Annotated in this window: 23 protein-coding genes; 13 read left to right on the top strand and 10 right to left on the bottom strand. The window is 66.7% G+C overall.

The genetic code is table 11. The features are described from left to right. Nucleotides 1-81: 81 nt before the first annotated feature. The 9 genes from sucB (at nt 82) to ACF3NP_RS01960 (ending at nt 12288) form a co-directional block, all read left to right on the top strand. Nucleotides 82-2175 carry a 2-oxoglutarate dehydrogenase, E2 component, dihydrolipoamide succinyltransferase gene (gene sucB, locus ACF3NP_RS02000; RefSeq protein ID WP_392398888.1) on the top strand — a complete coding sequence of 698 codons (2094 nt, stop codon included), beginning with the start codon at nt 82-84 and terminating at the stop codon, nt 2173-2175. A gap of 71 nt (nt 2176-2246) precedes the next feature. Beyond that, the gene (locus ACF3NP_RS01995) at nt 2247-3947 is read left to right on the top strand and encodes a dihydroxyacetone kinase family protein (RefSeq protein ID WP_392398887.1); all 1701 of its coding nucleotides are present in this window, start codon (nt 2247-2249) and stop codon (nt 3945-3947) included. A 74-nt stretch (nt 3948-4021) separates the two neighbouring features. Continuing rightward, nucleotides 4022-6835 carry an aminomethyl-transferring glycine dehydrogenase gene (gene gcvP / locus ACF3NP_RS01990; protein WP_392398886.1) on the top strand — a complete coding sequence of 938 codons (2814 nt, stop codon included), beginning with the start codon at nt 4022-4024 and terminating at the stop codon, nt 6833-6835. A 9-nt stretch (nt 6836-6844) separates the two neighbouring features. Beyond that, a complete protein-coding gene (gene gcvT, locus ACF3NP_RS01985) occupies nt 6845-7918 on the top strand; it encodes a glycine cleavage system aminomethyltransferase GcvT (RefSeq protein ID WP_181888772.1) in 1074 nt (357 codons plus the stop codon). 2 nt (nt 7919-7920) lie between these two features. Then, entirely contained in the window at nt 7921-8307 is a 387-nt protein-coding gene (gene gcvH, locus ACF3NP_RS01980; protein ID WP_181888773.1) for a glycine cleavage system protein GcvH, read from the top strand. A gap of 26 nt (nt 8308-8333) precedes the next feature. After that, complete coding sequence (lipB, locus tag ACF3NP_RS01975; protein WP_181888774.1) at nt 8334-9119, top strand: lipoyl(octanoyl) transferase LipB; 786 nt, start codon at nt 8334-8336, stop codon at nt 9117-9119. A gap of 5 nt (nt 9120-9124) precedes the next feature. Next, nucleotides 9125-10168, top strand: coding sequence for a lipoyl synthase (gene lipA / locus ACF3NP_RS01970; protein ID WP_181888775.1), 1044 nt, complete (start codon nt 9125-9127; stop codon nt 10166-10168). Nucleotides 10169-10210: 42 nt separating this feature from the next. Next, complete coding sequence (locus ACF3NP_RS01965; protein WP_392398885.1) at nt 10211-11002, top strand: DUF4191 domain-containing protein; 792 nt, start codon at nt 10211-10213, stop codon at nt 11000-11002. Then, a complete protein-coding gene (locus ACF3NP_RS01960; RefSeq protein WP_181888777.1) occupies nt 10999-12288 on the top strand; it encodes a threonine/serine exporter family protein in 1290 nt (429 codons plus the stop codon). Before ACF3NP_RS01965 ends, ACF3NP_RS01960 begins: the two co-directional genes overlap by 4 nt. Here the strand turns inward: ACF3NP_RS01960 and ACF3NP_RS01955 are convergent. Further along, a complete protein-coding gene (locus ACF3NP_RS01955; protein ID WP_181888778.1) occupies nt 12285-12761 on the bottom strand; it encodes an RDD family protein in 477 nt (158 codons plus the stop codon). The two genes, ACF3NP_RS01960 and ACF3NP_RS01955, sit on opposite strands and share 4 nt — an antisense overlap. Nucleotides 12762-12806: 45 nt before the next feature. On the opposite strand from ACF3NP_RS01955, the gene glnA reads away from it, so the two are divergent. The 3 genes from glnA to ACF3NP_RS01940 all read left to right on the top strand — a co-directional run bounded on the left by glnA (nt 12807) and on the right by ACF3NP_RS01940 (nt 16039). Continuing rightward, entirely contained in the window at nt 12807-14273 is a 1467-nt protein-coding gene (glnA, locus tag ACF3NP_RS01950) for a type I glutamate--ammonia ligase (protein WP_202032091.1), read from the top strand. A 77-nt stretch (nt 14274-14350) separates the two neighbouring features. Beyond that, nucleotides 14351-14950, top strand: coding sequence for a VIT1/CCC1 transporter family protein (locus ACF3NP_RS01945; RefSeq protein ID WP_181888780.1), 600 nt, complete (start codon nt 14351-14353; stop codon nt 14948-14950). A gap of 162 nt (nt 14951-15112) precedes the next feature. Further along, a complete protein-coding gene (locus ACF3NP_RS01940; RefSeq protein WP_181888781.1) occupies nt 15113-16039 on the top strand; it encodes a TDT family transporter in 927 nt (308 codons plus the stop codon). 53 nt (nt 16040-16092) lie between these two features. Here the strand turns inward: ACF3NP_RS01940 and ACF3NP_RS01935 are convergent, their stop codons facing one another. The 3 genes from ACF3NP_RS01935 to ACF3NP_RS01925 all read right to left on the bottom strand — a co-directional run bounded on the left by ACF3NP_RS01935 (nt 16093) and on the right by ACF3NP_RS01925 (nt 18294). Then, nucleotides 16093-17130 (bottom strand): HNH endonuclease signature motif containing protein, encoded by a 1038-nt coding sequence (locus ACF3NP_RS01935; RefSeq protein ID WP_181888782.1) that lies wholly within the window; start codon nt 17128-17130, stop codon nt 16093-16095. An 88-nt stretch (nt 17131-17218) separates the two neighbouring features. After that, entirely contained in the window at nt 17219-17773 is a 555-nt protein-coding gene (locus ACF3NP_RS01930) for a GH25 family lysozyme (protein WP_181888783.1), read from the bottom strand. Beyond that, nucleotides 17770-18294 (bottom strand): NUDIX hydrolase, encoded by a 525-nt coding sequence (locus ACF3NP_RS01925; RefSeq protein ID WP_181888784.1) that lies wholly within the window; start codon nt 18292-18294, stop codon nt 17770-17772. Before ACF3NP_RS01925 ends, ACF3NP_RS01930 begins: the two co-directional genes overlap by 4 nt. Nucleotides 18295-18321: 27 nt before the next feature. Here ACF3NP_RS01925 and ACF3NP_RS01920 point away from each other — a divergent pair, with 27 nt between their 5' ends. Further along, entirely contained in the window at nt 18322-19056 is a 735-nt protein-coding gene (locus tag ACF3NP_RS01920; protein ID WP_181888785.1) for a hypothetical protein, read from the top strand. Here the strand turns inward: ACF3NP_RS01920 and ACF3NP_RS01915 are convergent. The 6 genes from ACF3NP_RS01915 to ACF3NP_RS01890 all read right to left on the bottom strand — a co-directional run bounded on the left by ACF3NP_RS01915 (nt 19037) and on the right by ACF3NP_RS01890 (nt 22606). Further along, entirely contained in the window at nt 19037-20128 is a 1092-nt protein-coding gene (locus ACF3NP_RS01915; protein WP_236883412.1) for a S1 family peptidase, read from the bottom strand. The two genes, ACF3NP_RS01920 and ACF3NP_RS01915, sit on opposite strands and share 20 nt — an antisense overlap. Beyond that, nucleotides 20112-20258: a hypothetical protein gene (locus ACF3NP_RS01910; protein WP_181888786.1), complete on the bottom strand. Its 147-nt coding sequence runs from the start codon at nt 20256-20258 to the stop codon at nt 20112-20114. The genes ACF3NP_RS01915 and ACF3NP_RS01910 overlap by 17 nt, the downstream gene beginning before the upstream one ends. 27 nt (nt 20259-20285) lie before the next feature. Beyond that, on the bottom strand, nt 20286-21737 hold the full coding sequence (gene thrC / locus ACF3NP_RS01905; RefSeq protein WP_181888787.1) for a threonine synthase: 1452 nt from the start codon (nt 21735-21737) through the stop codon (nt 20286-20288). A 72-nt stretch (nt 21738-21809) separates the two neighbouring features. Beyond that, on the bottom strand, nt 21810-22082 hold the full coding sequence (locus ACF3NP_RS01900; RefSeq protein WP_070473586.1) for a type II toxin-antitoxin system RelE family toxin: 273 nt from the start codon (nt 22080-22082) through the stop codon (nt 21810-21812). Beyond that, the gene (relB, locus tag ACF3NP_RS01895; protein WP_070473584.1) at nt 22060-22296 is read right to left on the bottom strand and encodes a type II toxin-antitoxin system RelB family antitoxin; all 237 of its coding nucleotides are present in this window, start codon (nt 22294-22296) and stop codon (nt 22060-22062) included. The genes ACF3NP_RS01900 and relB overlap by 23 nt, the downstream gene beginning before the upstream one ends. A 40-nt stretch (nt 22297-22336) precedes the next feature. Beyond that, nucleotides 22337-22606 carry a hypothetical protein gene (locus ACF3NP_RS01890; protein WP_070473614.1) on the bottom strand — a complete coding sequence of 90 codons (270 nt, stop codon included), beginning with the start codon at nt 22604-22606 and terminating at the stop codon, nt 22337-22339. Between the last annotated feature and the right edge of the window lie 17 nt (nt 22607-22623).

Raw genomic sequence — 22623 nt, 5'->3', positions numbered from 1 at the left:
CCTTGGGCGACGTGCGGGGCGTGTTACAGGTACGCTTTGTGCCTGTATAGCTTCCAACGTTTCAATGAGGAGACTTAAGAAATGGCGCACTCAGTTGAGATGCCCGAGCTGGGCGAATCGGTCACCGAAGGCACGATCACCACGTGGCTGAAGGAAGTCGGCGACACGGTCGAGGTGGACGAGCCGCTGCTCGAGGTCTCCACCGACAAGGTCGACACCGAAATCCCGTCCCCGGTCGCAGGCGTGATCCTGGAGATCAAGGCCGACGAGGACGACACCGTTGAGATCGGCGACGTGATCGCCATCATCGGCGACGAGGGCGAGGAAGCAGACTCCTCCTCCGAAAAGAAGGAAGAGCAGGCCGAGGCTGAGGAGCCGGCCGAGGAGAAGGCTGAGGCGCCGAAGAAGGACGACAAGCCGGCCAAGAAGGCCTCCGGCGACGCCACCGACGTTGAGATGCCGGAGCTGGGCGAGTCCGTCACCGAGGGCACCATCACCACCTGGCTGAAGGAAGTCGGCGACGAGGTTGAGGTCGACGAGCCGCTGCTCGAGGTCTCCACCGACAAGGTCGACACCGAGATCCCGTCCCCGGTCGCGGGCACCCTGATCGAGATCCTGGCTGAAGAGGACGACACCGTCGAGGTCGGCGATGTCATCGCCCGCGTCGGCGACGCTGACGCTGCTGCGGCTTCCGACGACGCCGATGAGGCCGACGACGCAGAGGCCGAGGAGCCGAAGGAAGAGAAGGCCGAGCCGAAGGAAGAGAAGAAGGCGGAGCCGAAGAAGAGCTCCGGCGCAGGCACCAAGGTTGAGATGCCGGAGCTCGGCGAGTCCGTCACCGAGGGCACCATCACCACCTGGCTGAAGTCCGTCGGCGACATGGTCGAGGTCGATGAGCCGCTGCTCGAGGTCTCCACCGACAAGGTCGACACCGAGATCCCGTCCCCGGTTGCCGGCACCATCCTGGAGATCCTCGCCGAGGAGGACGACACCGTCGAGGTCGGCGATGTCATCGTGATCATCGGCGATGCCGAGGCCGCCGTCGAGGAAGACGACGCCGACGAGGCTGAAGATGCCGAGGCGCCGGCCGAGGAGAAGGCTGAAGAGAAGCCGGAACCGAAGGAAGAGAAGAAGCCGGAGCCGAAGAAGGAAGAGCCGAAGGCCGAGAAGGCTGAGTCCAAGAACGCTTCCGCCAAGGTGAACAACGGCGACAACGTCCCGTACGTCACCCCGCTGGTGCGCAAGCTCGCCGACAAGCACGGCGTGGACCTGAACACGGTTGAGGGCACCGGCGTCGGCGGCCGCATCCGCAAGCAGGACGTCCTGGCCGCTGCCGAGGGCGGCAAGGCCGAGGGCGCATCCGCTTCCGCGTCTGCGACGAAGGAGCAGGCGGACGCCCCGAAGGGCCCGCGCGCAAACTGGTCCACCAAGTCCGTGGATCCGGCGAAGGCGGAGCTCATCGGCACCACCCAGCGCGTGAACCGCATCCGCGAGATCACCGCCGCGAAGATGGTGGAGTCCCTGCAGACCACCGCGCAGCTGACCCACGTGCAGGAGGTCGACGTGACTCGCGTTGCGGAGCTGCGTAAGAAGGTCAAGCCGGCATTCGTCGAGAAGCATGGCGCAAACATCACCTACCTGGCCTTCTTCATCAAGGCCACGGCAGAGGCGCTGGTGTCCCACCCGAACGTCAACGCCTCCTACGACGCTGACGCGAAGGAGATAACCTACCACTCCGACGTCAACATCGGCATCGCTGTGGACACCCCGATGGGCCTGCTGGTACCGGTGATCAAGCAGGTGCAGGACATGAACCTGGCCGACATCGCGAAGGCGATCACGGACCTTGCGTCCCGCGCGCGCGACAAGAAGCTGCGTCCGGACGATCTGTCCGGTGCGACCTTCACCGTGACCAACATCGGTTCCGAGGGCGCGCTGCTGGATACCCCGGTGCTGACCCCGCCGCAGGCCGGCATCCTGGGCACCGCCGCGATTGAGAAGCGCCCGGTCATCGTGACCGAGGACGGCATCGACTCCATCGCGATCCGCCAGATGTGCTACCTGCCGTTCACCTACGATCACCAGCTGATCGACGGTGCGGACGCGGGCCGTTTCGTAACCACGATCAAGGACCGCATCGAGCAGGGCGATTTCGAGGCTGATCTCGACATCTAGCCCCGGAATGCGCTGAACCCGGCACCGTCTTTCGGTGCCGGGTTTCGTCGTTTTTGGCATAAAGTGGCGGTATGGCTGACACGTTCAAATCATTTCGTAACTCCACCGACCACTTCATGCGCGAGGCCCTCGGCGGCCTTGTCGCCGCGCACCCCTGCGCCGAGTGGCACGACGAGGGCTTCGTGGGGCTTTTGCTTGACGACGCCACCAAAGGCGAACCCCGAGTAGCCGTCATCTCCGGCGGCGGATCGGGCCACGAACCGATGCACGCCGGTTTCATCGGTGCCGGCATGCTGGATGCGGCCTGCCCGGGTCTGCTGTTCACCTCCCCCAACGCGGTGCAGATCGGCGCGGCCACGGAGTGGGCCAACCGCGGCGCGGGCGTGGTGCACGTGGTGAAGAACTACACCGGCGACGTGATGAACTTCACCGTGGCGGGAAACCACGCCGACGCTGAGGTGGCGCAGGTGCTGGTGGACGACGACGTGGCCACCGAGATCGACAACGACGACTCGCCGGGCCGCCGCGGCACGGGTGCCACGGTGATCGTGGAGAAGGTCGCCGGCGCTGCGGCTGCGCGCGGCGACGACCTGCAGGCGGTGGCGGAGGTTGCCCAGCGCGCGGCGGATCAGTCCCGCAGCATGGCGGTGGCGCTGCAGCCGGGCCACTCCCCGACCTCGGACCGAGCGACGTTCGACTTGGGCGAAGGCCAGATCGAGATCGGCGTGGGCATCCACGGCGAGCCGGGCGTGGAGCGCCGCGACATCGCCGGCGCGCAGCTCACAGCCGCAGCCCTGGTGGAAGAGCTCCTGGATGGCATCCTCTCCTCGCTGCGCGACGCCGGCGTTGAGGGCGAGGACGTCATGCTGTTTGTCAACGGCCTGGGTGGTACGAGCCAGCTCGAGCAGGACCTGGTCTTCGGCGAAGCGCTCAAGCAGCTGACGGAACGGGGGCTGAAGGTGCGCCGCGGGATGCGCGGCACGCTGGTGACCTCGCTGAACATGGCGGGCATTTCGCTCACGCTCACCGTGGTCGACGACGAGCTGATCCAGCTCATCGACGCCGACACCGCCGCGCCCGCCTGGCCCGGCACCGTTGCGGACCCCGAGTACGCGGATGCGCGCATGGTCGACGACGAAACCCAGCCGGATTCCGGCGAGGAGAATGCGTGGCTGACCGGCTTTGTGGAGCGCCTCGCCGCCAGCTACGACGACCTGACGGCCCTGGACCGGGAGGCCGGCGACGGCGACTTCGGTCAGAATATGGAGGCGGCCTTTGGTGACGTCGTCAGGCCTGTGCGGGGTGCGGATGCGGAGGTGTTGAACTTTTTCGCCCACCGCATGCTGGTGCGCGCCGGCGGCACCTCGGGTGCGGTGCTGGGCACGCTCTTCCGACAGATGGCGGACGCGTTCGAGGACGCCGGCGTGGATTCACGCGACGCGGACGGCGCCGCGTTTGCCGGGGCGCTGGCGGAGGGGCTTAAGCGCGGCGTCGACGCCATTACCGAGCTCGGCGGCGCGAAGGAGGGCGACAACACGCTCGTCGACGCTCTCGCACCGGCCGCCCGCGCCGCCAAGGACGCCACCGGCAGCGTCGACGAGGTGCTCGCGCACGTCTTCGCCCCGGCGGTCGAGGGCGCGAAGGCGACCCGCGGCATGCAGGCGAAAAAGGGCCGGGCGTCCTACCTCGGCGAGAGCGCGAAAGACGTGCCGGATCCGGGCGCGATCGCGGTGACGTGGCTGTTCGGAAACGCGGGTGTAGATGAGTTCTAAATCGGGCTTTCTGGGGCTGAGAAACAGCTAAGCTGTCGCGTGGTTATCACGACCCGATTTTCAAGGAGCCCCAGTTGGATTACATCTCCCGCCATATCGGCCCAGACCAGGCAGAACAGCAGAAAATGCTGGATGCCCTGGGTTACGATTCCATCGATGCGCTGATCAACGCCGCGGTGCCCTCCGGCATCCTGGCGGAGCAGCCGCTCGACCTGCCGGAGGCGCTGACGGAGTACGAGGCCCAGGACCGCCTGCGCGAGCTCGCAGACAAGAACACCGTGCTGCGCGCGTTCTACGGCCAGGGCTTCTCCTCCACCCTGACCCCGCCCGTGATCCGCCGCGGTGTGGTGGAGGACGCCGGCTGGTACACGGCGTACACGCCGTACCAGGCCGAGATTTCGCAGGGCCGCCTTGAGGCGCTGCTGAACTTCCAGACCATGGTGCAGGATCTGACCGGTTTGGACATCGCGAACGCATCGCTTCTCGACGAAGCATCCGCCGCCGCCGAAGCCGTCGGTTTGATGTCGCGTGTGGTGAAGAAGGGCCGCCGGGTGCTCCTAGATTCGCGCCTGCACCCGCAGGTGGTCAAGGTCGCTTCCGAGCGCGCCCGCGCGATCGACCTGGAGGTCGAGGTGGTCAACCTGGCCGAGGGCGTGGTCGGCGAGGACCTGGTCGGCGCGGTGTTCGCGTACCCGGGCACCGAGGGCGACATCGTGGACCCGCGCCCGGTGATCGAGGCGATCCACGAGCGCGGCGGCCTGGTCGCCGTCGACGCCGACATCCTGGCCCTGACGCTGCTTGAGTCCCCGGGCGAGTTCGGCGCGGACATCGCCATCGGCACCACGCAGCGCTTCGGCGTGCCGCTGTTCTACGGCGGCCCGCACGCGGCCTACATGGCGGTGCGCGAGAAGCTGCAGCGCCAGATGCCGGGCCGTCTGGTGGGCGTGTCCAAGGACGCCGAGGGCTACCCCGCCTACCGCCTGGCGCTGCAGACCCGCGAGCAGCACATCCGCCGCGAGCGCGCCACCTCCAACATCTGCACCGCGCAGGCGCTTCTGGCCGTCACGGCGTCGATGTACGCCGTCTACCACGGCCCAGAAGGGTTGACCGAGATCGCGCGCGCAGTCCACCAGCGCGCCGCAGACTTCGCGGCCTCGCTCGAGGCGGCCGGTGTGACGGTCAAGCACGCCGAATTCTTCGACACGGTGGCTGTGGAGGTTGCGGGGGCACCGGAGGTCGTCGCAAAGCTGGCGGATGCTGGCTACCTGGTCCGCGCAATCGACGAGACCACCGTCGGCGTCTCCTTCGGCGAGGACACCACCGACGCCGACGTCGAGGCGCTGCTGGCGGGCTTCGGGGCGAAGACCGCTGAGGGCGCCGCGCGCATCCCGGCGGCGCTGGAGCGCACCACCGAGTTCCTCACCCACGAGACGTTCAACCGCATCCACTCCGAGACGCAGATGATGCGCTACATCCGCGCGCTCGGCGACAAGGACCTCGCGCTGGACCGCACGATGATCCCGCTGGGCTCGTGCACCATGAAGCTCAACCCCACCGCTGGCCTGGAGGCGATCACCTGGCCGGGCTTCGCCAACGTGCACCCCTACACCCCCGACGAGTACACCGCGGGGTGGCGCGAGCTTATCGACGAAATCCGCGCCTGGCTCGTGGCAATCACCGGTTACGCCGAGGTGTCAGTGCAGCCGAACTCCGGCGCGACCGGCGAGCTGGCCGGCCTTCTGGCCATCCGCGCGTACCACGTGGCCAACGGCGACACCGAGCGCGACATCTGCCTCATCCCGGCCTCGGCACACGGCACGAACGCGGCGTCGGCGACGCTGGCGAACCTTCGCGTCGTGGTGGTGAAGACCGCCGACGACGGCTCGATCGACCTTGAGGACCTGGACGCGAAGCTGGAAAAGCACGCCGACGCCGTGGCCGCGATCATGCTCACCTACCCGTCCACGCACGGCGTGTACGAGGAAGACGTGCGCGTGGTCTGCGACAAGGTGCACGCGGCCGGCGGGCAGGTCTACATCGACGGCGCGAACATGAACGCCCTGACTGGCATCGCGCGCCCGGGCGACTTCGGCGGCGACGTCTCGCACCTGAACCTGCACAAGACGTTCACCATCCCGCACGGCGGCGGCGGCCCGGGCGTGGGCCCGATCGGCGTGGGCGAGCACCTCATCCCGTTCCTGCCGGGCGACCCGACCGCCGCGGACGGCGAGGGCGGCGTGCCGGTGACCTCCACCCTGTACGGCTCGGCGGGCGTGCTGCCGATTTCCTGGTCGTACATCGCCATGTCCGGTGCCGCCGGCCTGCGCAGCGCCACCGAACACGCCGTGCTGGGCGCGAACTACATCGCACGCGCGCTGAACGACTCCTACCCGGTGCTCTACACCGGCAACGACGGCCTGGTCGGCCACGAGTGCATTCTGGACCTGCGCGAACTTACCGACGCCTCCGGGGTCACCGCAGCCGATGTGGCCAAGCGCCTGATCGACTACGGCTTCCACGCCCCCACCCTCGCCTTCCCGGTCGCGGGCACGCTGATGGTGGAGCCGACCGAGTCCGAGGACCTGGCCGAGCTGGACCGCTTCATCGAGGCGATGCGCTCCATCCGCGCCGAGATCCAGGAGATCATCGACGGCGAAGTCGAATACGAGCAGTCCGTCGTGCACAACGCGCCGTTCACCGCCGCCAGCGTGATCCGCTCGGAATGGCCGTACGAGTTCACCCGCGAGAAGGCTGCCTACCCGGTTGCCTCGCTGGTGCACGCGAAGTACTTCCCGCCGGTGCGTCGCATCGACGAAGCCTTCGGCGACCGCAACCTCCAGTGCGCCTGCCCGCCGCCGGAAGCCTTCGACATCGAAACCGAATCCTAAGGAGAACCAATGCCACAGACCCCGCTGCATGCCACCCACGAGAAGCTCGGCGCCAGTTTCACCGACTTCAGCGGCTGGGAGATGCCGTTGAAGTACGGCTCGGAGCTGGAGGAGCACCGCGCCGTCCGCAACGACGTGGGCATCTTCGACCTGTCCCACATGGGCGAGATCACCGTCCAGGGCCCCGACGCCGCCGCGTTTTTGGACTACACCCTCATCTCCGACTTCTCCGCGCTGAAAGACGGCAAGGCGAAGTACTCCATGATCGTCGCCGAGGACGGCGGCATCCTGGACGACCTGATCACCTACCGCTTCAGCGAGAACCACTTCATGGTCGTGCCCAACGCCGCGAACACCGCCGCCGTGTGGGCCGCGTTTGAGGCCCGCAAGGGCGACTTCGACGTACAGCTGACCAACAATTCGGAATCGTTCGCGCTGGTTGCGGTCCAGGGCCCGCGTGCGCTCGAGGTGCTGGAGCCTTTGCTTAGCGACGACGCCTCCGCCCTGTCCTACTACTCCGGCGCGTGGATGACCCTCGACGGCGTGGAAACCTTCGTCGCCCGCACCGGCTACACCGGCGAGGACGGCTTCGAGCTGTTCTGCGCAAGCGATGACGCGCAGAAGGTGTGGGACGCCGTCATCGGCTCCGGCACCCCCTGCGGCCTGGCGGCGCGCGACTCGCTGCGCCTGGAAGCTTCGATGCCGCTCTACGGCCACGAACTGACCGCCGAGATCACCCCGGTGGAGGCCGGTATGGGCCGCGCGTTTGCCAAGAAGGAAGCGGACTTCGTGGGCAAGGACGCTTTGCTCGGCCGCGAGCCGAGCGTGGTCATCGCGGGTTTGACCTCCGAGCAGCGCCGCGCCGCCCGCGAGGGCGCCGAGGTCTTCCTCGCAAGCTCGGACGAGAAGATCGGCGTGGTCACCTCCGGCCAGCCGTCGCCGACGCTAGGCTACCCGGTCGCGCTCGCGCACCTGGACCCGCAGCACGCGGAAGAGGGCACGGAAGTGGAAATCGACATCCGCGGACGCCGTTACCCGTTTACTATTGCACCGACCCCGTTTTACTCCCGAAAGGACGCATAACCATGGAGCTGAAGCCGGACTTCTACTACTCCGAGGACCACGAGTGGATCAACGCCACCCCGGACGAGGCAGCAGGCAAGACTGTGCGCGTGGGCATCACCCACGTCGCCGCTGACCGCCTCGGCGAGGTCGTCTTCGCTGAGCTTCCGCAGGTGGGCGACACCGTCACCGCCGGCGAGACCTGCGGCGAGATCGAGTCCACCAAGTCCGTCTCCGACCTGTACTCCCCGGTCACCGGCACGGTCACCGCGGTCAACGAGGACATCGACGGCGCCTACGAGGCCATCAACAACGACCCGTACGGCGAAGGCTGGCTCTTCGAGGTGGAGGTCGAGGAGGTCGGCCCGCTGATGACCGCCGACGAGTACGCCTCCTCCAACGGCGTCTAAACCGGCGGGGACTAGGGTCTAAGGGTATGACTGCCCCACGCGACCCGTTTTTCCCCGCCGACAAATCCATCCGAGCCTCAGCCGCGCCCATTGACGTGCGCGAGCTGGGGCTCGTGGACTATCAGGAAGCCTGGGACCTCCAGGCAGACATTGCTTCTCGACGGGCCAAAGGCGAACTGCCGGACACAGTGCTAGTGCTCGAGCACCCCTCCACCTTCACCGCCGGCAAGCGCACGCAGCCGGAGGACATGCCCGACCCCGCCTACCCCGTGCCTGTGGTGCCGGTGGACCGCGGCGGGCGCATCACCTGGCACGGCGAGGGCCAGCTGGTGGTCTACCCCATCATCAAACTCGCCGAACCGGTGGACGTGGTCGACTACGTGCGCCGTCTCGAAGAGGCGCTCATCCAGGTCGTGCGGGACGCCGGGGTGACCACGGCGGGCCGTGTCGACGGCCGCTCAGGGGTCTGGGTGCCGGAGGAGACGAAGGCGGTGGACCCGGAGGCGTCGACACGCGAACGCAAAATCGCCGCCCTGGGCATCCGCATCACCCGCGGCGTGACCATGCACGGCCTCGCCCTGAACTGCAGCAACACCCTCGAGCACTACGAACACATCGTCGCCTGCGGCATCGACGACGCCGACGTGACCACCCTGTCGCTCGAACTCGGCCGCGACATCACCCCAGCCGATATGGCCGCGCCGATGGTGCGCGAACTCGAGCGCGCGCTGTCCGGCGAGCTGGTCGTGGCGGACCACACATTCGCCACACGACCGGACCCCTCGAAGGGTTTGACACGGAAGGTACGGTGAGAAGCGTGACTGTAGCACCAGAAGGCCGCAAGCTTTTGCGCGTTGAGGCGCGCAACTCCGAAACACCGATTGAGAAGAAGCCGCGGTGGATCCGCAACTCCGTCAAGACCGGTCCCGAGTACGAGGACATGAAGCAAAAGGTCAAGGGCGCGGGCCTGCACACCGTGTGCCAAGAGGCGGGCTGCCCGAACATCCACGAGTGCTGGGAGTCGCGTGAAGCGACCTTCCTCATCGGCGGATCCCGCTGCTCCCGCCGCTGCGACTTCTGCGACATCGCCTCCGGCCGCCCGGATCCCCTGGACCGCGACGAGCCGCGCCGCGTCGCAGAAGAGGTCAAAAGCCTCAACCTGAACTACTCCACCATTACCGGTGTCACCCGCGACGACCTCGACGACGAGGGCGCCTGGCTCTACGCCGAGGTCGTGCGCAAGATCCACGAGCTCAACCCGCACACCGGCGTGGAAAACCTCACCCCGGACTTCTCCGGCAAGCCGGACCTGCTCCAGGAAGTCTTCGAGGCCCGCCCCGAGGTCTTCGCGCACAACGTAGAGACCGTTCCGCGCATCTTCAAGCGCATCCGCCCGGCGTTCCGCTACGAACGCTCCCTCGACGTGATCCGCCAGGCCCGCGACTTCGGGCTGATCACCAAGTCCAACCTCATCCTGGGCATGGGCGAAACCCGCGAGGAAGTCCTCGAGGCGCTCCACGACCTGGTGGACGCAGGCTGCGACATCATCACCATTACCCAGTACCTGCGCCCCGGCCCGACCTACCACCCGATCGACCGCTGGGTGAAGCCGGAAGAGTTCATCGAGTACCGCGACGCCGCCTACGAAATGGGCTTCGGCGCCGTCATGTCCGGCCCGCTGGTGCGCTCCTCTTACCGCGCCGGCAAGCTGTACGTCGAGGCGATGGCCCACCGCGGCCTCGAGCTGCCGGAGAACCTGAAGCACTTGGCGGAGACGTCGCAAGGCGATACCGCCCAGGAAGCCTCCACCCTGCTGAAGAAGTACGGCGCATCCGCCGACCACCCAGTGGAGACCCGCTAGGGTCTTTGGCCCGCGTCTTAGCTGTGGCATACAGTTATGGCCATGGCTAAGACGCAGGACAAGGAAGCGGCGAAAGCCGCCAAGAAAGAACAGCGCGCCGCGAAGCGCGCCAAGGGCAAAGCAACCCGCTCCCAGCTGAAGCAGGCGTTCGACATCCAGCGCAAGCGCGACAAGGCGCTGATCCCCATCATGCTCGCCTGCGTGCTGGGCGGCGGGTTGCTGTTCTTCCTCCTCGGCCTGCTCATCGGTGCGAAGTGGTTCTGGCTGATCATGGGCCTGGTCCTGGGCGCTGTGCTGGCGATGTTCATCTTCTCCCGCCGCCTGGAAAAGTCCATGTACGACGAAGTCGGCGACACCCCCGGCGCCGCCGGCTGGACGCTGGAGAACATGCGCAACACGATGGGCATCGTGTGGCAGACCAAGACCGGCGTGCAGGCCAACACCCACATGGACACCGTGCACCGCGTGGTGGGCAACCCGGGCGTCGTGCTGGTCGGTGAGGGCAGCCCGAACCGCCTGAAGTCCCTGATGGCCAAGGAGCACAAGCGCGTGGACCGCCTGCTGGCGGGCGTGCCCATCTACGAGGTGTACGCCGGCGAGGGCGAAGGCCAGGTGCGCAACCGCGACCTGCAGAAGCACCTGCTCAAGCTGCCGAAGAACTACCAGAAGGACGAGGTGTACAACCTCGCCGCCAAGCTCGACGCGATGGATTCGCGCGGCCGCGGCGCCCAGGCGGCCGGCCTGCCGGGCGGCCCGCTGCCGAAGCAGGCGCAGAACATGGCGGGCATGAACCGCAAGATGCGCCGCATGCAGGAGCGCAAGGGCGGCAAGTGATCGAGCACAACCCCGGCATGGACGCCGAAGCGAACACCTGCCTTCGCTTCGGCGTCTTGCTGTTGTCCGCCGGCGCGTCCGGCTATCGCGTGATCCGCGCCGTGAAGCGCTGCGCGCGCTCGGTGGGCTTCGACGACGCCGACGTCATCGTCGGCTTCAACACCATCAGCTGCACGTTCCACCGGGGCGAGCAGTTCCGCACCGCGGTGTCCGACGTGCCGCTGCCGGGTGTCAACGCCTCGCGCATCGAGGCGCTGGAGACCGCGGCGCACTCGCTTTTGCAGAGCTACCGCACCCCCGAGGTCATCAACGCGGTGCTGGATGAGATCGAACGCATCCCCTCTCCACGCTGGGGCTTTCGCCTATCGACGCTCGCCGCCGGACTCGCCTGCGCCGGATTCGCAGTGCTGAACCAATTCGGGCTCGCCACCGCCGCGCTGGTGTGCCTGGCGGCGATGCTGGGCCAGCTCGTGCGCGCATTTTTGCACAAGGCGCACTTCAACCTGATCGGGATCACGATGGCGGCGTCGTTCGTCGCCTCGTCGGCGTTCCTGCTGCTCGACCGGGTGCTGCCGTTTGCCAGCGTGGTCTCCCCCGGTTTCATCGCCGCGGTGCTGTTTTTGATCCCCGGCTTCCCGTTGTTCACCTCGTTTGTGGACCTGGCGCGCTTCGACTTCACCGCCGGCATCCCGAGGCTGTTCTTCGCCCTCGAGATCATCGTGGTGATTATGCTGACCGTCTCCGTGGTGGCGATGCTCTCCGGCACTCCCCAGGCACAGACGGCGCCCGTGCCGAAGTCGGCGGAGTTTTTGGTTTCCGGCGCGCTGGCCAGCTTTGTCAGCGTGGGCTGCTTTGCGTTGCTGTTCAATTCGTCGAGACGCATGGCGCTCATCGCCGCCGCGCTCGGGATGGTGGCCAACGCCGCGCGCCTCGCATTGCTTGCGGACGGGGTGCGCTCCTACCTCGCCGCGTTCGTCGCCGCGCTGATCATCGGCATCGTCGGCGGGCTGCTGGGCCAGGTGGCGAAGGTGCCGCGCACCACCGTGACCATCCCGGCCGCCGTGGTGATGATCCCCGGCCCCGTCATCTACGCCGCGGTGCACAACTTCGCGGTCGGCGACATCATCAACGCGCTGTCGAAATTCACCGAAGTGTCCTTCGTGGTGCTGTTCATCGCCGGCGGGCTCTCCGTCGGACGCATGCTCACCGACCCGACCTGGGCGTTTTTCCGCTACATCGACTTCGACCACGAACTCGTCGGCGAGGAACGCCCCATCAACAACTAGGTGCGGATCACCGTCGTGGTGGTGGCGCGGTCGTGCATGCCGCGCCCGTCGGCGTCCACAAGCGCCGCCGGCAGCACAAAGCCCGTCAGGATCGTGCGCACCGCCGCGCGCCACAGCCCCACCGGGGCTTCCTTGTCCACGCGGGCCACACCCATGCCCAGTACGGCCATGCCCGGGGTGCGGGCGAACAGCCAGCCGCACACGATGCCCAGGACGATCCACAGCAGGTACGTCGCGGTGTAGCGGTCCCCCAACGCGGAGGTGTTCGCCGTGATCAGCGACGCCGCCACCGCGCACAACGCCCAGTCGATGAGCACCCCGCCCATGCGGCGCAGCACCGACGCCTGGGATCCCGCCCCTTCCTTCGGCATGCCTAAAAACTGCCCCGGGTACTCCGGCAGGGCATCCTCGCCGGAGAATTGGTTGGGGATTTCGGGACCGTCGTGCCAGGTTTGTCGTCGAGAAGCAGCCATGCCTCCGAAGCGTAGCGGGAGGTCCGCGTAGACTTGAAACCGCTTATGTCCGACACACAACGAGGAGTACCACCCGTGTCCTTCGACAACATCGAAGACGTCAAGAAATTCATCGCCGACGAGGAGGTGGAATTCATCGACGTGCGCTTCACCGACGTGCCCGGCATCGAACACCACTTCTCCATCCCGGCATCGATGTTCGATGAAGACGTGATGGAAGAAGGCCTCGCCTTCGACGGCTCCTCCATCCGCGGCTTCACCACCATCGAAGAATCCGACATGACCCTCATGCCGGACCTCGCCACCGCAAAGCTGGACCAGTTCCGCGGGTCCAAGACCCTGAACGTGAAGTTCTTCGTCAACGACCCGTTCACCCACGAGCCGTTCTCCCGCGACCCGCGCAACGTGGCCAAGAAGGCGGAGGAATACCTGCGCTCCACCGGCATCGCCGACACCTGCTCCATCGGCGCCGAAGCGGAGTTCTACCTGTTCGACTCCATCCGCTACGAGGTGGAGGGCCACGCCGCGTTCTACGAGATCGACGCCGCGGAAGGCTGGTGGAACCGCGGCAACGAGGTCGAGGCCGACGGTTCGCCGAACCTGGGCTACAAGAACCGCTGGAAGGGCGGCTACTTCCCCGTCCCGCCGTACGACAAGACCGTCGAGGTGCGCGACGCCATGGTGCGCAACCTCGCCGCCGCCGGCTTTGAGATCGAGCGCTTCCACCGCGAGGTGGGCAACGGCGGCCAGCAGGAGATCAACTACCGCTTCAACACCCTGCTGCACGCGGCGGACGACCTGCAGGACTTCAAGTACATCGTGAAGAACACCGCGACGCTGTACGACAAGACCGCCACGTTCATGCCCAAGCCGCTCGCCGGCGACAACGGCTCCGGCATGCACGCCCACCAATCCCTGTGGAAGGACGGCGAGCCGCTGTTCTACGACGAGTCCGGCTACGGCGGCCTGTCCGACATCGCACGCTGGTACATCGGCGGCCTGCTTGAGCACGCCGGCGCGGTGCTGGCGTTCACCAACCCGACGCTGAACTCCTACCACCGCCTCGTGCCGGGCTTCGAGGCGCCGATCAACCTGGTGTACTCGCAGCGCAACCGCTCCGCCGCGATCCGCATCCCGATCACCGGCGCAAACCCGAAGGCCAAGCGCATCGAGTTCCGCGCACCGGACCCGTCGGGCAACCCCTACCTCGGTTTCGCGGCGATGCTCATGGCGGGCATCGACGGCATCAAGAACCGCATCGAGCCGCACGCCCCGGTGGACAAGGACCTCTACGAGCTGCCGCCGGAGGAAGCCAAGGACATCCCGCAGGCACCGACGTCTCTCGAGGCCGCGCTCAAGGCCCTGGAGGCGGACCACGACTTCCTCACCGAAGGCGACGTGTTCACCGATGACCTCATCGAGACCTACATCAAGCTCAAGTACGACAACGAGATCACCCCGGTGCGTCTGCGTCCCACCCCGCAGGAGTTCGAGATGTACTTCGACTGCTAGGTTTGCATAGCCTGACCTGCAGTAAGGCAGGCCGAACTTCCTTGCGGGGGGTGACCGGGCCGGGCGATGATTGGGTCATGACTGATCTGCTGAACCGCCCCCACCCCGACTGCCCGGCTGATTGTCCGGGCACGGCGGAAGGTGGCGTCGATAGGCATGAGCCCGGCACCGGCGAGCGGCTGAACCGCCTGCGCGCGGCGGTGCTCGGGGCGAACGACGGCATCGTCTCCACCGCCGCCGTGGTCGTCGGCGTGGCGGGCGCGACGTCCGATGCGACCACGATCGCGATGTCCGGCTTGGCCGCGGTGATCGGCGGCGCGGTGTCGATGGCGCTGGGCGAATACGTCTCAGTGTCCTCGCAGCGCGACTCCGAGCGCGCCATGGGGATGTCCGAGGAGATGCAGGTCAACCCGTGGTCCGCGGGCATCGCATCCTTCCTGTCGTTCTTGCTCGGCGCCGCACTGCCCTTTGCGACGGCGCTGCTCGCCCCCGCATCCTGGCGCATCGCCGCGATTTTCGTGCTGACCCTGGTGGCGCTCGCGCTGACGGGCGCGCTGTCCGCGAAGCTCGGCGAGGCCCCGGTCGCCCGCTCGGTGACCCGCATCGTGGTCGGCGGCACCATCGCGCTGGCGGCAACGTTCGCCATCGGCTCGCTGTTCGGAGCGAACGTGGGTTAGAAACACACCGCGGTCCAACAGTGACCTGCCCAACCAGAACCCGACCGAATCGGCGCAAAACCGCAGGTCGGGTTTTGAGCTGCCGGGGCCGTTTTTGTGCAACGGGTCCCTCCCGGCGGGCCGCGCGAGCACCTTCCCAAAAAAGGGATTACCATGCGCTGAGTGACTGACAAGTTCCGCCAACTGCCACCGCCCGGCCCCGCGTGGGGCGGCAGCCTCATGGGCACCTCAATCGTGTCGCGATTGCTCGTAGAAATGGACCACCAGTTCTTCGCCGCCGTCTTCGCCGCGATCGCGTGCTTCATCCTCGTCGTGCTCGTGTACGGGTTCGCGCGCTACCGCCACCCCAGCTTCGAGCGCACCACCATGGCGGAATGGTCGATGTTCTTCATCGGCATCCTCGCACTGGGTGCCGCGCTATCCGGGCTTACCGACGAAGGCGTCTACCGCCTCATCGGCTTCTGGGTCGGAGCCCCCGTCACCGTCATCACCTGGGCTATCCAGCTCAGCCGCTTCGAGGGCGCGCCGAAGTTCACCTGGGGCCTGCCGTTGGTCGGCCCGATGATTTCCGCGTCGGTGGCTGGTTGGCTCGCCCGCGACTACGGGCAGTTCTACCACGTGCTCGGCACCGTGTTCTTCCTGATGTCCCTGTTCACCGCGGTGCCCACGTTCGCCCGCGTGTACTGGGCGGCGTGGCACGGGAAGGTGGACCTTTCAGGGCCGCTGTCGGCGACCGCATGGGTGCCGCTCGGCGTGATCGGGCAATCCACCACCGCGATGCAGATTTTGTTCCCCGGCACATTCTCCATCCACTACGGCTACGTCGCACTGGTGTTGGCCATCCCGCTGGGTATTTGGGCGATGTGGAACTTCTACCCCAATGTCGCGCGCTGGGTGGAGTACACACCTGCCTGGTGGGCGTGCACCTTCCCGCCGGGCACGGTGAGCATGGGCGGGCACCAGGTCGCGCTTGTCAACGGCTCGCACTGGCTGGACGTCGTCGCGTTGACGCTGCCGTTCCTGCTCATCGTGCACTGGTCGCTGTGTTCCGGCCGCTTCATCAGCTGGACGATAGAAGGCCGCCGGTAAAAACGGCATGCCAAATCGCCCGCCTTGTGGGGCGGGTTTTGGCGTTTCAGGGGTTAGTCGAAGAGCAGCTCCATGGCGCCTGGGGTGGTCATGGGGACGCGTGTGCCGTTGGGCGCGACCCAGTGGATGCGGGCGTTGGGGTTGTCGATGTAGCCGAACGGGCCTTGCCTGTTGTCGGCGTTGACCCCGTTGTGGAAGGGGCACAGTTCGGCGAGGTTGTCCATGTTGGTCATTCCCCCGTAGCGCCACGCATTGATGTGATGCGTCTGGGTGGTCTCTGCGGAGTGTTTGCAGTCGGGAAACGCACACGACGGGCAGAGCAGCTTCGACATGACCTTTTGCTTGGCGTTGGCGCAGCGCTGACCGTAGTACAGGTTGACTGGGCCTTCCTGGGGGTGGAACGCGGCGACTTCGAGTATGTCGCCGAATTCGTGCTCCATGTACTCGGCACCGGTCATGGTGGTGCCGTCGGTGCAGATCAGGGTGACTTCGTCGGCGTGGCCTGATTGGATGCGGGCCCAGTCGGCGATCGGCACCAGGATGATCGGCCGGAAGTTCGCCTTCGGCACGCCTTTGCCGTCGCGCAGGATGCCGATAAGCGTGTGGGCCATTTGGGCGGCGGCGGGGTCGTCGGCGTCGATGAGTTGGCGCAGCAGGTGCTCCAGGTCCGCGAGGTCGCGCTCGTTGTAGGTGAGGATCATGGTGCGCATGCCCGCTTTCGAGCGGCTGAACTTACACGAGGGTGGGGCGGGTTTGACGGGTTGTTTGATCAACCGTTTGATCCGCTTGGTCAACACCCGGTAGGAGCCGCGGTGGCGCACCAAATCCAACCTAATGCGCCAGCGTTCGGCGGCGCCTTCGACGGCGAGCAACTTTTTCTCGATGTGGACGAGCTGGTCCACAGGCAAGCCTTCCGCGGCGGCGAGTGCGTCGCGTTGTTTGCGGGTGAACTGGGTCGGCCCGTAATACGCGTGGTGCACCCGCGCCAGGTCGCGCACACGGCCAGACGATAGGCCGGCGGCCATGGCTACGTCGCGGTCGAAGTCGGCGAGCACGGCCACGCCTGCGGAAACAAAGTCAGTGAAGTTCATGCACCGAAAGCTAAGCCAGCGCAACCCCCAACACCAGACCCGCGGCGAATTGTGGATAACTGAACCTGAGAAATTCACAAAGCGCAGTTCACAGGGCCAAATTTAAATCTACGTCCGTCCCGTCTACGCGGCCGCGCGAGGTGAACTGCCACACTGTGGGCGTTGGAAGGCCGACGGGGCGCGGCCACGCCCCCACGTCCAAAGGCGTCGAAACGTCGACCACCGGGTTCGAGCCCCACTGCGCCAGCCACAGCGCACCGAACTCGGCCACGTCCGCGAACAGCATGTGCCGCCGCCAGTACCAGGCGTTCGTGTAGACTCCAGCTACTTCGACGCCTGCGGAGGAGAAGGAGTGGTGGGCGGAGCGGACGTCGAGAAGCGAAAGCCCCGCGGGGGACTCGACGTCGAGCCACAGAGGCAAGCGGCGGCCCCCGAGAACCTCGAGCGCGGCCGACACCTGCGCCGCAATGGTGGTCCCTTCGGAGGGGGCGCGCAGGAAGTGGTACGCCGCGGTCGCGAAAGGGGCGAACGACGAAAACGCAGCGTCCTGGTACGTGCCGTCGGTGGCGCGGGCGATGACGAAGTCGAAGCGGGAAACGTCGAGCCCGGCCTGGTGCTCCGAGACGTCGACGCCGAGCCTCACCGCTTGGTCAGCCCCATGCGCGGCGCGAAGCTGCCCGGGTGGCGGCGTTGCGAGGCGGCGTCCGCGATGGCCAGGCGCCACTTCGGGTCGCGCACCGGCATCTGGGAGATGGGGAACCAGCCGGCTTCGGTGTTCTCATCGTCGCCGATCACCGGTTCCGCGGTGGGGTCGAGCGGCTCGCAGCGCAATTGCACCGTCATGTAGCTGGCCTTATCCCCGTTCGCGTGGGTGACCGGGCCGTGCGCGCCGACGCCCAAAATCGCCGCGGCGGTCACCCGCACGCCGGTTTCCTCCAGCACCTCGCGCACCGCGGCGACGTGCGGCTCTTCGCCCGGGTCCGCGATCCCGGTCACAGGTGTCCACTCGCCGTTGTCGGCGCGGCGCACCAGCAGCACCTCGGGGACGGCCCACGGTGACGCATCGGTGGCGTCGCGAAGCACGACGGCGCACACGGCGGGCACCCACATCAGGTCGGTGCCGATTTTCTTGCGGGTTTCCACGATGAACTCCGGGATAGGCATGGTGGCAAGTGTACAATCCCTGAAATTATGAGCACCGCCGTTTCCGACAAGCAGCCCTGGGTCAGACGCGTCCCCGCGCCCCTGTTCGTCGCGGCGTACGGCGCGCTGGTCATCCTGGTGATTTTCGGGGTGGCGATGGCGGCGAGCCGCACCACGGCGAGCTCCCCGGCGGCCGCGGAGCTGCCGCAGCCGGAGCGCCCGTTCAACCCGGCGCCGGCGGATCCGGGCAACGTCGCGGCGAGCATCCGACCGAACCTGATCGACAACGTGCGCGTGGGCGAGACGAACTCGGGAGCGATGATGCGCGGCGACGTCGTGGACGGCGCCCTCGACGACTCCACCGAGATCGCGGGCCACCTGTCGCGTCTGCTGGAGCAGAATTGTCTGGATACGGTGACGTTGACGTCGAAAAGCGGGATGCGCTTTAACTTCTGGGGCTTTTGCTTCTCGACGCTGCCTCCGGAGACCCTCGCCCAGTACATCGATTTCGGCGTGGCAGAGGGCGCCGATTCGGTGTCGTTTGTGGACTACGCGTCGCACAACCACTTCCGCGTGATCACCCTAAACTGGATGGACGTGGACGACGCCGACGCGCTGTCGAAGCGGTGGCTCGATGTGGAGCGCCCCGACGAGATCGACCGCGTGACGTTCAACGGCTACACCGACGACGAGGTCGTGGTGGTGGACAACGACAAGGAAACCGGCGAGCACCTCAAGCGCTGGCCGCTGCTCGCCAACCCTGTCACCAACGCCGGGGAATAAACTCCGCGTCCGGCACCGCGTGACGGATCACGGCCATGACCTGATTGACGTTGGAGTAGCTCATCAGGTGCGGATCCTCCATGCCCTCGTAGCACTCCTCGCCCGCGCGGCCGGCTTCCGTGCCGGAGACGACGCCGATGACGGTGGCTCGGCCGTTGACGTCGGCGAACACCGGCCCACCCGAGTCGCCGGAGGCGGCGCACACGGCGGCGATGTCGCCGAAGGTCTCGTCCTCCACGCCGGGGTCGAGGTTGACTATCTGCACCCGCTCAGTGTCCTCGAAATCGCCACACGTGTAGCCCGTGGTCGCGCCCGTTTTGCACACCCTATCGACGGGCCCAAGGCCCTCCCCGATCCCAGTCGGTATCGGCACGCCGACCATGTCCATGAACCGGTCCGGGTCCGTGATCTCGATGATGCCGACGTCCGCGCCCTCCGTCTCCGGGGTGTTCTGCGAATACAGCCCGGAGAAAATGAAGTGGCCGACCTCGGAGGCGTAGTCGAAGGCGGTGGAGGCGTTGGTGGGCCACACCAGGTCGCCTTCGCGGCCGCAGTGGCCGGCGGTCACCGCATACGCCCGGCCGTCCTTGCCGGTAAACGAAAACGCCGCGGTGCACGACTGCGCCGTGAAATGCTCCCCGGGCGCCGGGCGGTGGTCCGTGGTCTGGATCTTCGTCCCCGGTGCCCAGGGGGCGAACGCGGGCACGAGCACGTTGTTTTCGTTCTCCGGCGCGGGAGCGTCGTCGTCAGGCGTTTGCACCTCGGACAGCGCCTCGCGCTCCTCCACCGTGCCGGTGGGGACCTTCGACGCGTTCAGGCCCAGCCACACCACGATGCCCACGATCATCGCCGTCGCGACGATGACGGTGATCCACCCGCCCGTCTGCAGCCCGCTGCGACGCGCCCGAGCCGTGGAGCCGGGGCCCGGCATGTCGGGGAACTTCAGCGGGTGCTGCGGGTACTGCTGCCGCTGCGGCGCTGGCTCTCCGGGCATGTCCGGGAAGCGCCACTGCGGGCCCTGCTCGGGCTGGTAGCGCTTGGCTGAACCGCCCTGGCTACTCGGAGGCGTCAACCGCCGAGCCCTCGTCGCCGGACTCGCCGTCCTTCTCCTTCTCTTCGGCCATGATCTTCATGTCCCGGATGAACTTCTCCGGGTCGAAGTCGGTGTAGTGCTCCGGGCCTGCGAACTGCTCCTGTGCCATGCGCGCCCACTCCTTCCTTGGTGTGCCCTAGACGTTAGTGCCCTCGATGGCCTCGGCGATAAACGCCTTGACGGCCTCAGCGTCGTTGGGCAGGTCGGTCACGTGGCGCTCCGCGTCCATGATGCCGGCGAAGCGCTCCGGCACCTCCGGCGCCTTGCCGATCGCCTCGGCGATCGTGTCGGCGAACTTCACCGGCAGCGCAGTTTCCAGCACCACGATCGGGGTGTCCACTTCGTCCGCAAGCTGCTTGGCGACGAACACGCCGTCGGCGGTGTGCGGGTCCACCAGCACGCCGAACTCGTCGTGCACGCGCTTGATGGTGGCCACCCGGTCGGCGTGGGTGGAAGTGCCGGAGGCGAAGCCGAACTCGCCGCGGATGCGCTCCATCGCCTCTTCCCCGCCCAGATCGGTGGCAGCGAAGCCGCCGTCTTTCACCCTGTTGGCGAACAGCTCGCGGGTGAGGTCGGAGTCGCGCAACGTGGCGTCGAAAAGCATCCGCTCAAAGTTGGACGCCTTCGAAATGTCCATCGACGGCGAGGACGTCGCGTAGGTCTCCGCGGCGGAGCGGGGGCGGTACTCGCCGCGCGCGAAGAAGTCGTGGAGCACGTCGTTTTCGTTGGTGGCCACGATGAGGCGGTCGATGGGCAGGCCCATCTGCTTCGCGATGTGGCCCGCGCACACGTTGCCGAAGTTGCCGGTGGGCACGCAGAACGAGACGCGCTCGTCGTTGGTCTCGGTGACCTTCAGGTAGGTCGCGATGTAGTACACCACCTGCGCGAGCAGGCGCGCGAAGTTGATGGAGTTCACCGCGCCTATGGAGTACTTCGACTTAAACCCCGCGTCCGCGCTGACGGCCTTGACCACGTCTTGGCAGTCGTCGAACACGCCGTCCAGGGCGATGTTGAAGATGTTCGGGTCGTCCAGCCCAAACATCTGCGCCTGCTGGAACGGCGTCATGCGCCCGGCCGGGGTGAGCATGAACACGCGGATGCCGTCGCGCCCGCGCATCGCGTACTCGGCCGACGAGCCAGTGTCGCCCGAGGTCGCGCCCAGGATGTTGATCTCCTCACCGCGGCGGGCCAGCTCGTACTCGAACAGCTCGCCGAGCAGCTGCATCGCCATGTCCTTGAACGCGGCGGTCGGACCCTCGGACAGGTGGCCGATGTGCAGCGTGTCGTTCAGGCGGGTCACCGGCACGATCTCCTCGTCGGCGAAGACGGGGGTGCGGTACGCTCGGCGCGCGATGGTCTCGAGGTCCGCCTCGGGGATGTCGTCGACGTAAAGCTTCAGCACTTCGGCGGCGAGAGCAGCGTAGCCGTCGTGAAGCAAAAGCTCGCGCCACTCGCTCAGAAGGTCCGGGGTGATGGACGGGTACACCGCCGGCATGAACAGGCCGCCGTCGGGGCTTAAGCCTGTGAGCAGGATGTCTGTGAAGGAGCGCGGCTGCGCCGATGCGTCGCGAGTTGAGATGTAGTCCACCCCGCGCAGTCTACGTCATGGGTGCCTCTGCCCGGCCTGATCCGGGGATATACTTACAGCCGCGGAGGGCAACTAGTGCTTGTAGACGGACGATCGGTGGCCGATATCGATCAGCATAATCAGGACTTTGTCGTCCACGATGTCTGCGATGATTCGGTAGTCCCCCACCCGCCAGCGCCACAACCCCCGTTTGGTGCCCACCAGAGCTTTGCCACTTCCCCGTGGGTCGGAAGCGGCTCGAAGTCGGTGGAGAAAACTTTGAATCCGTTTCTGCTCGCCTCGGTCGAGTTTGCGAAACGATTTCGCTGCACGTGGCGAAAACTCAATCCGCCAATCCGAGCTCATTCTCTAGCTCCTCGAGGGAGATGGTTGGAAGCTCGCCACGCCGAATCGCATCGGCTTCCGCTTCAAGCACGTCGACGTACTCCAGCTCCGCGAGGTGCGCACTCAGCGCTTCGCGCACGTAATAAGAGGCTGGGCGGCCCGTGCGCCGGGCAAGCGCGTCCAATCGCCTCTTCTGGTCTTCGTCTACGCGAAGACTGATTACTGATCCGCTCATGTGAATATTTTTACACTCGATTGACCAGCAGCGGAAGCCCCTACCGGCGGGGCGGTTCCTGTCGGCCGGTCAAAATATCCACCACCGAGCGAATCGCGGCGTCGCCGAGCGGCGGCACGGTGCGCTCCTTCTCGGGCGCCTGCTCGCGCGCGGGCGTGCGGGTAGTCGGCTCGACGGTGATGCTCAGCGTCTCGCCGTCGAGCTCCAGCCCGGTCTTGGGGTCGACGCCGGCCACGCGCGCGGCGTCCACCAGCGCAACCAGGTCTGCGAAGGTGGCGTTGTTCAGGTCGATGGTCATGTTCACTGCCATGACCCCGAGCATATTGC

It is taken from the genome of Corynebacterium lehmanniae, from assembly GCF_043161975.1.
Taxonomy (GTDB): domain Bacteria; phylum Actinomycetota; class Actinomycetes; order Mycobacteriales; family Mycobacteriaceae; genus Corynebacterium; species Corynebacterium lehmanniae.
This window is presented reverse-complemented; position numbering and strand designations above follow the sequence as displayed.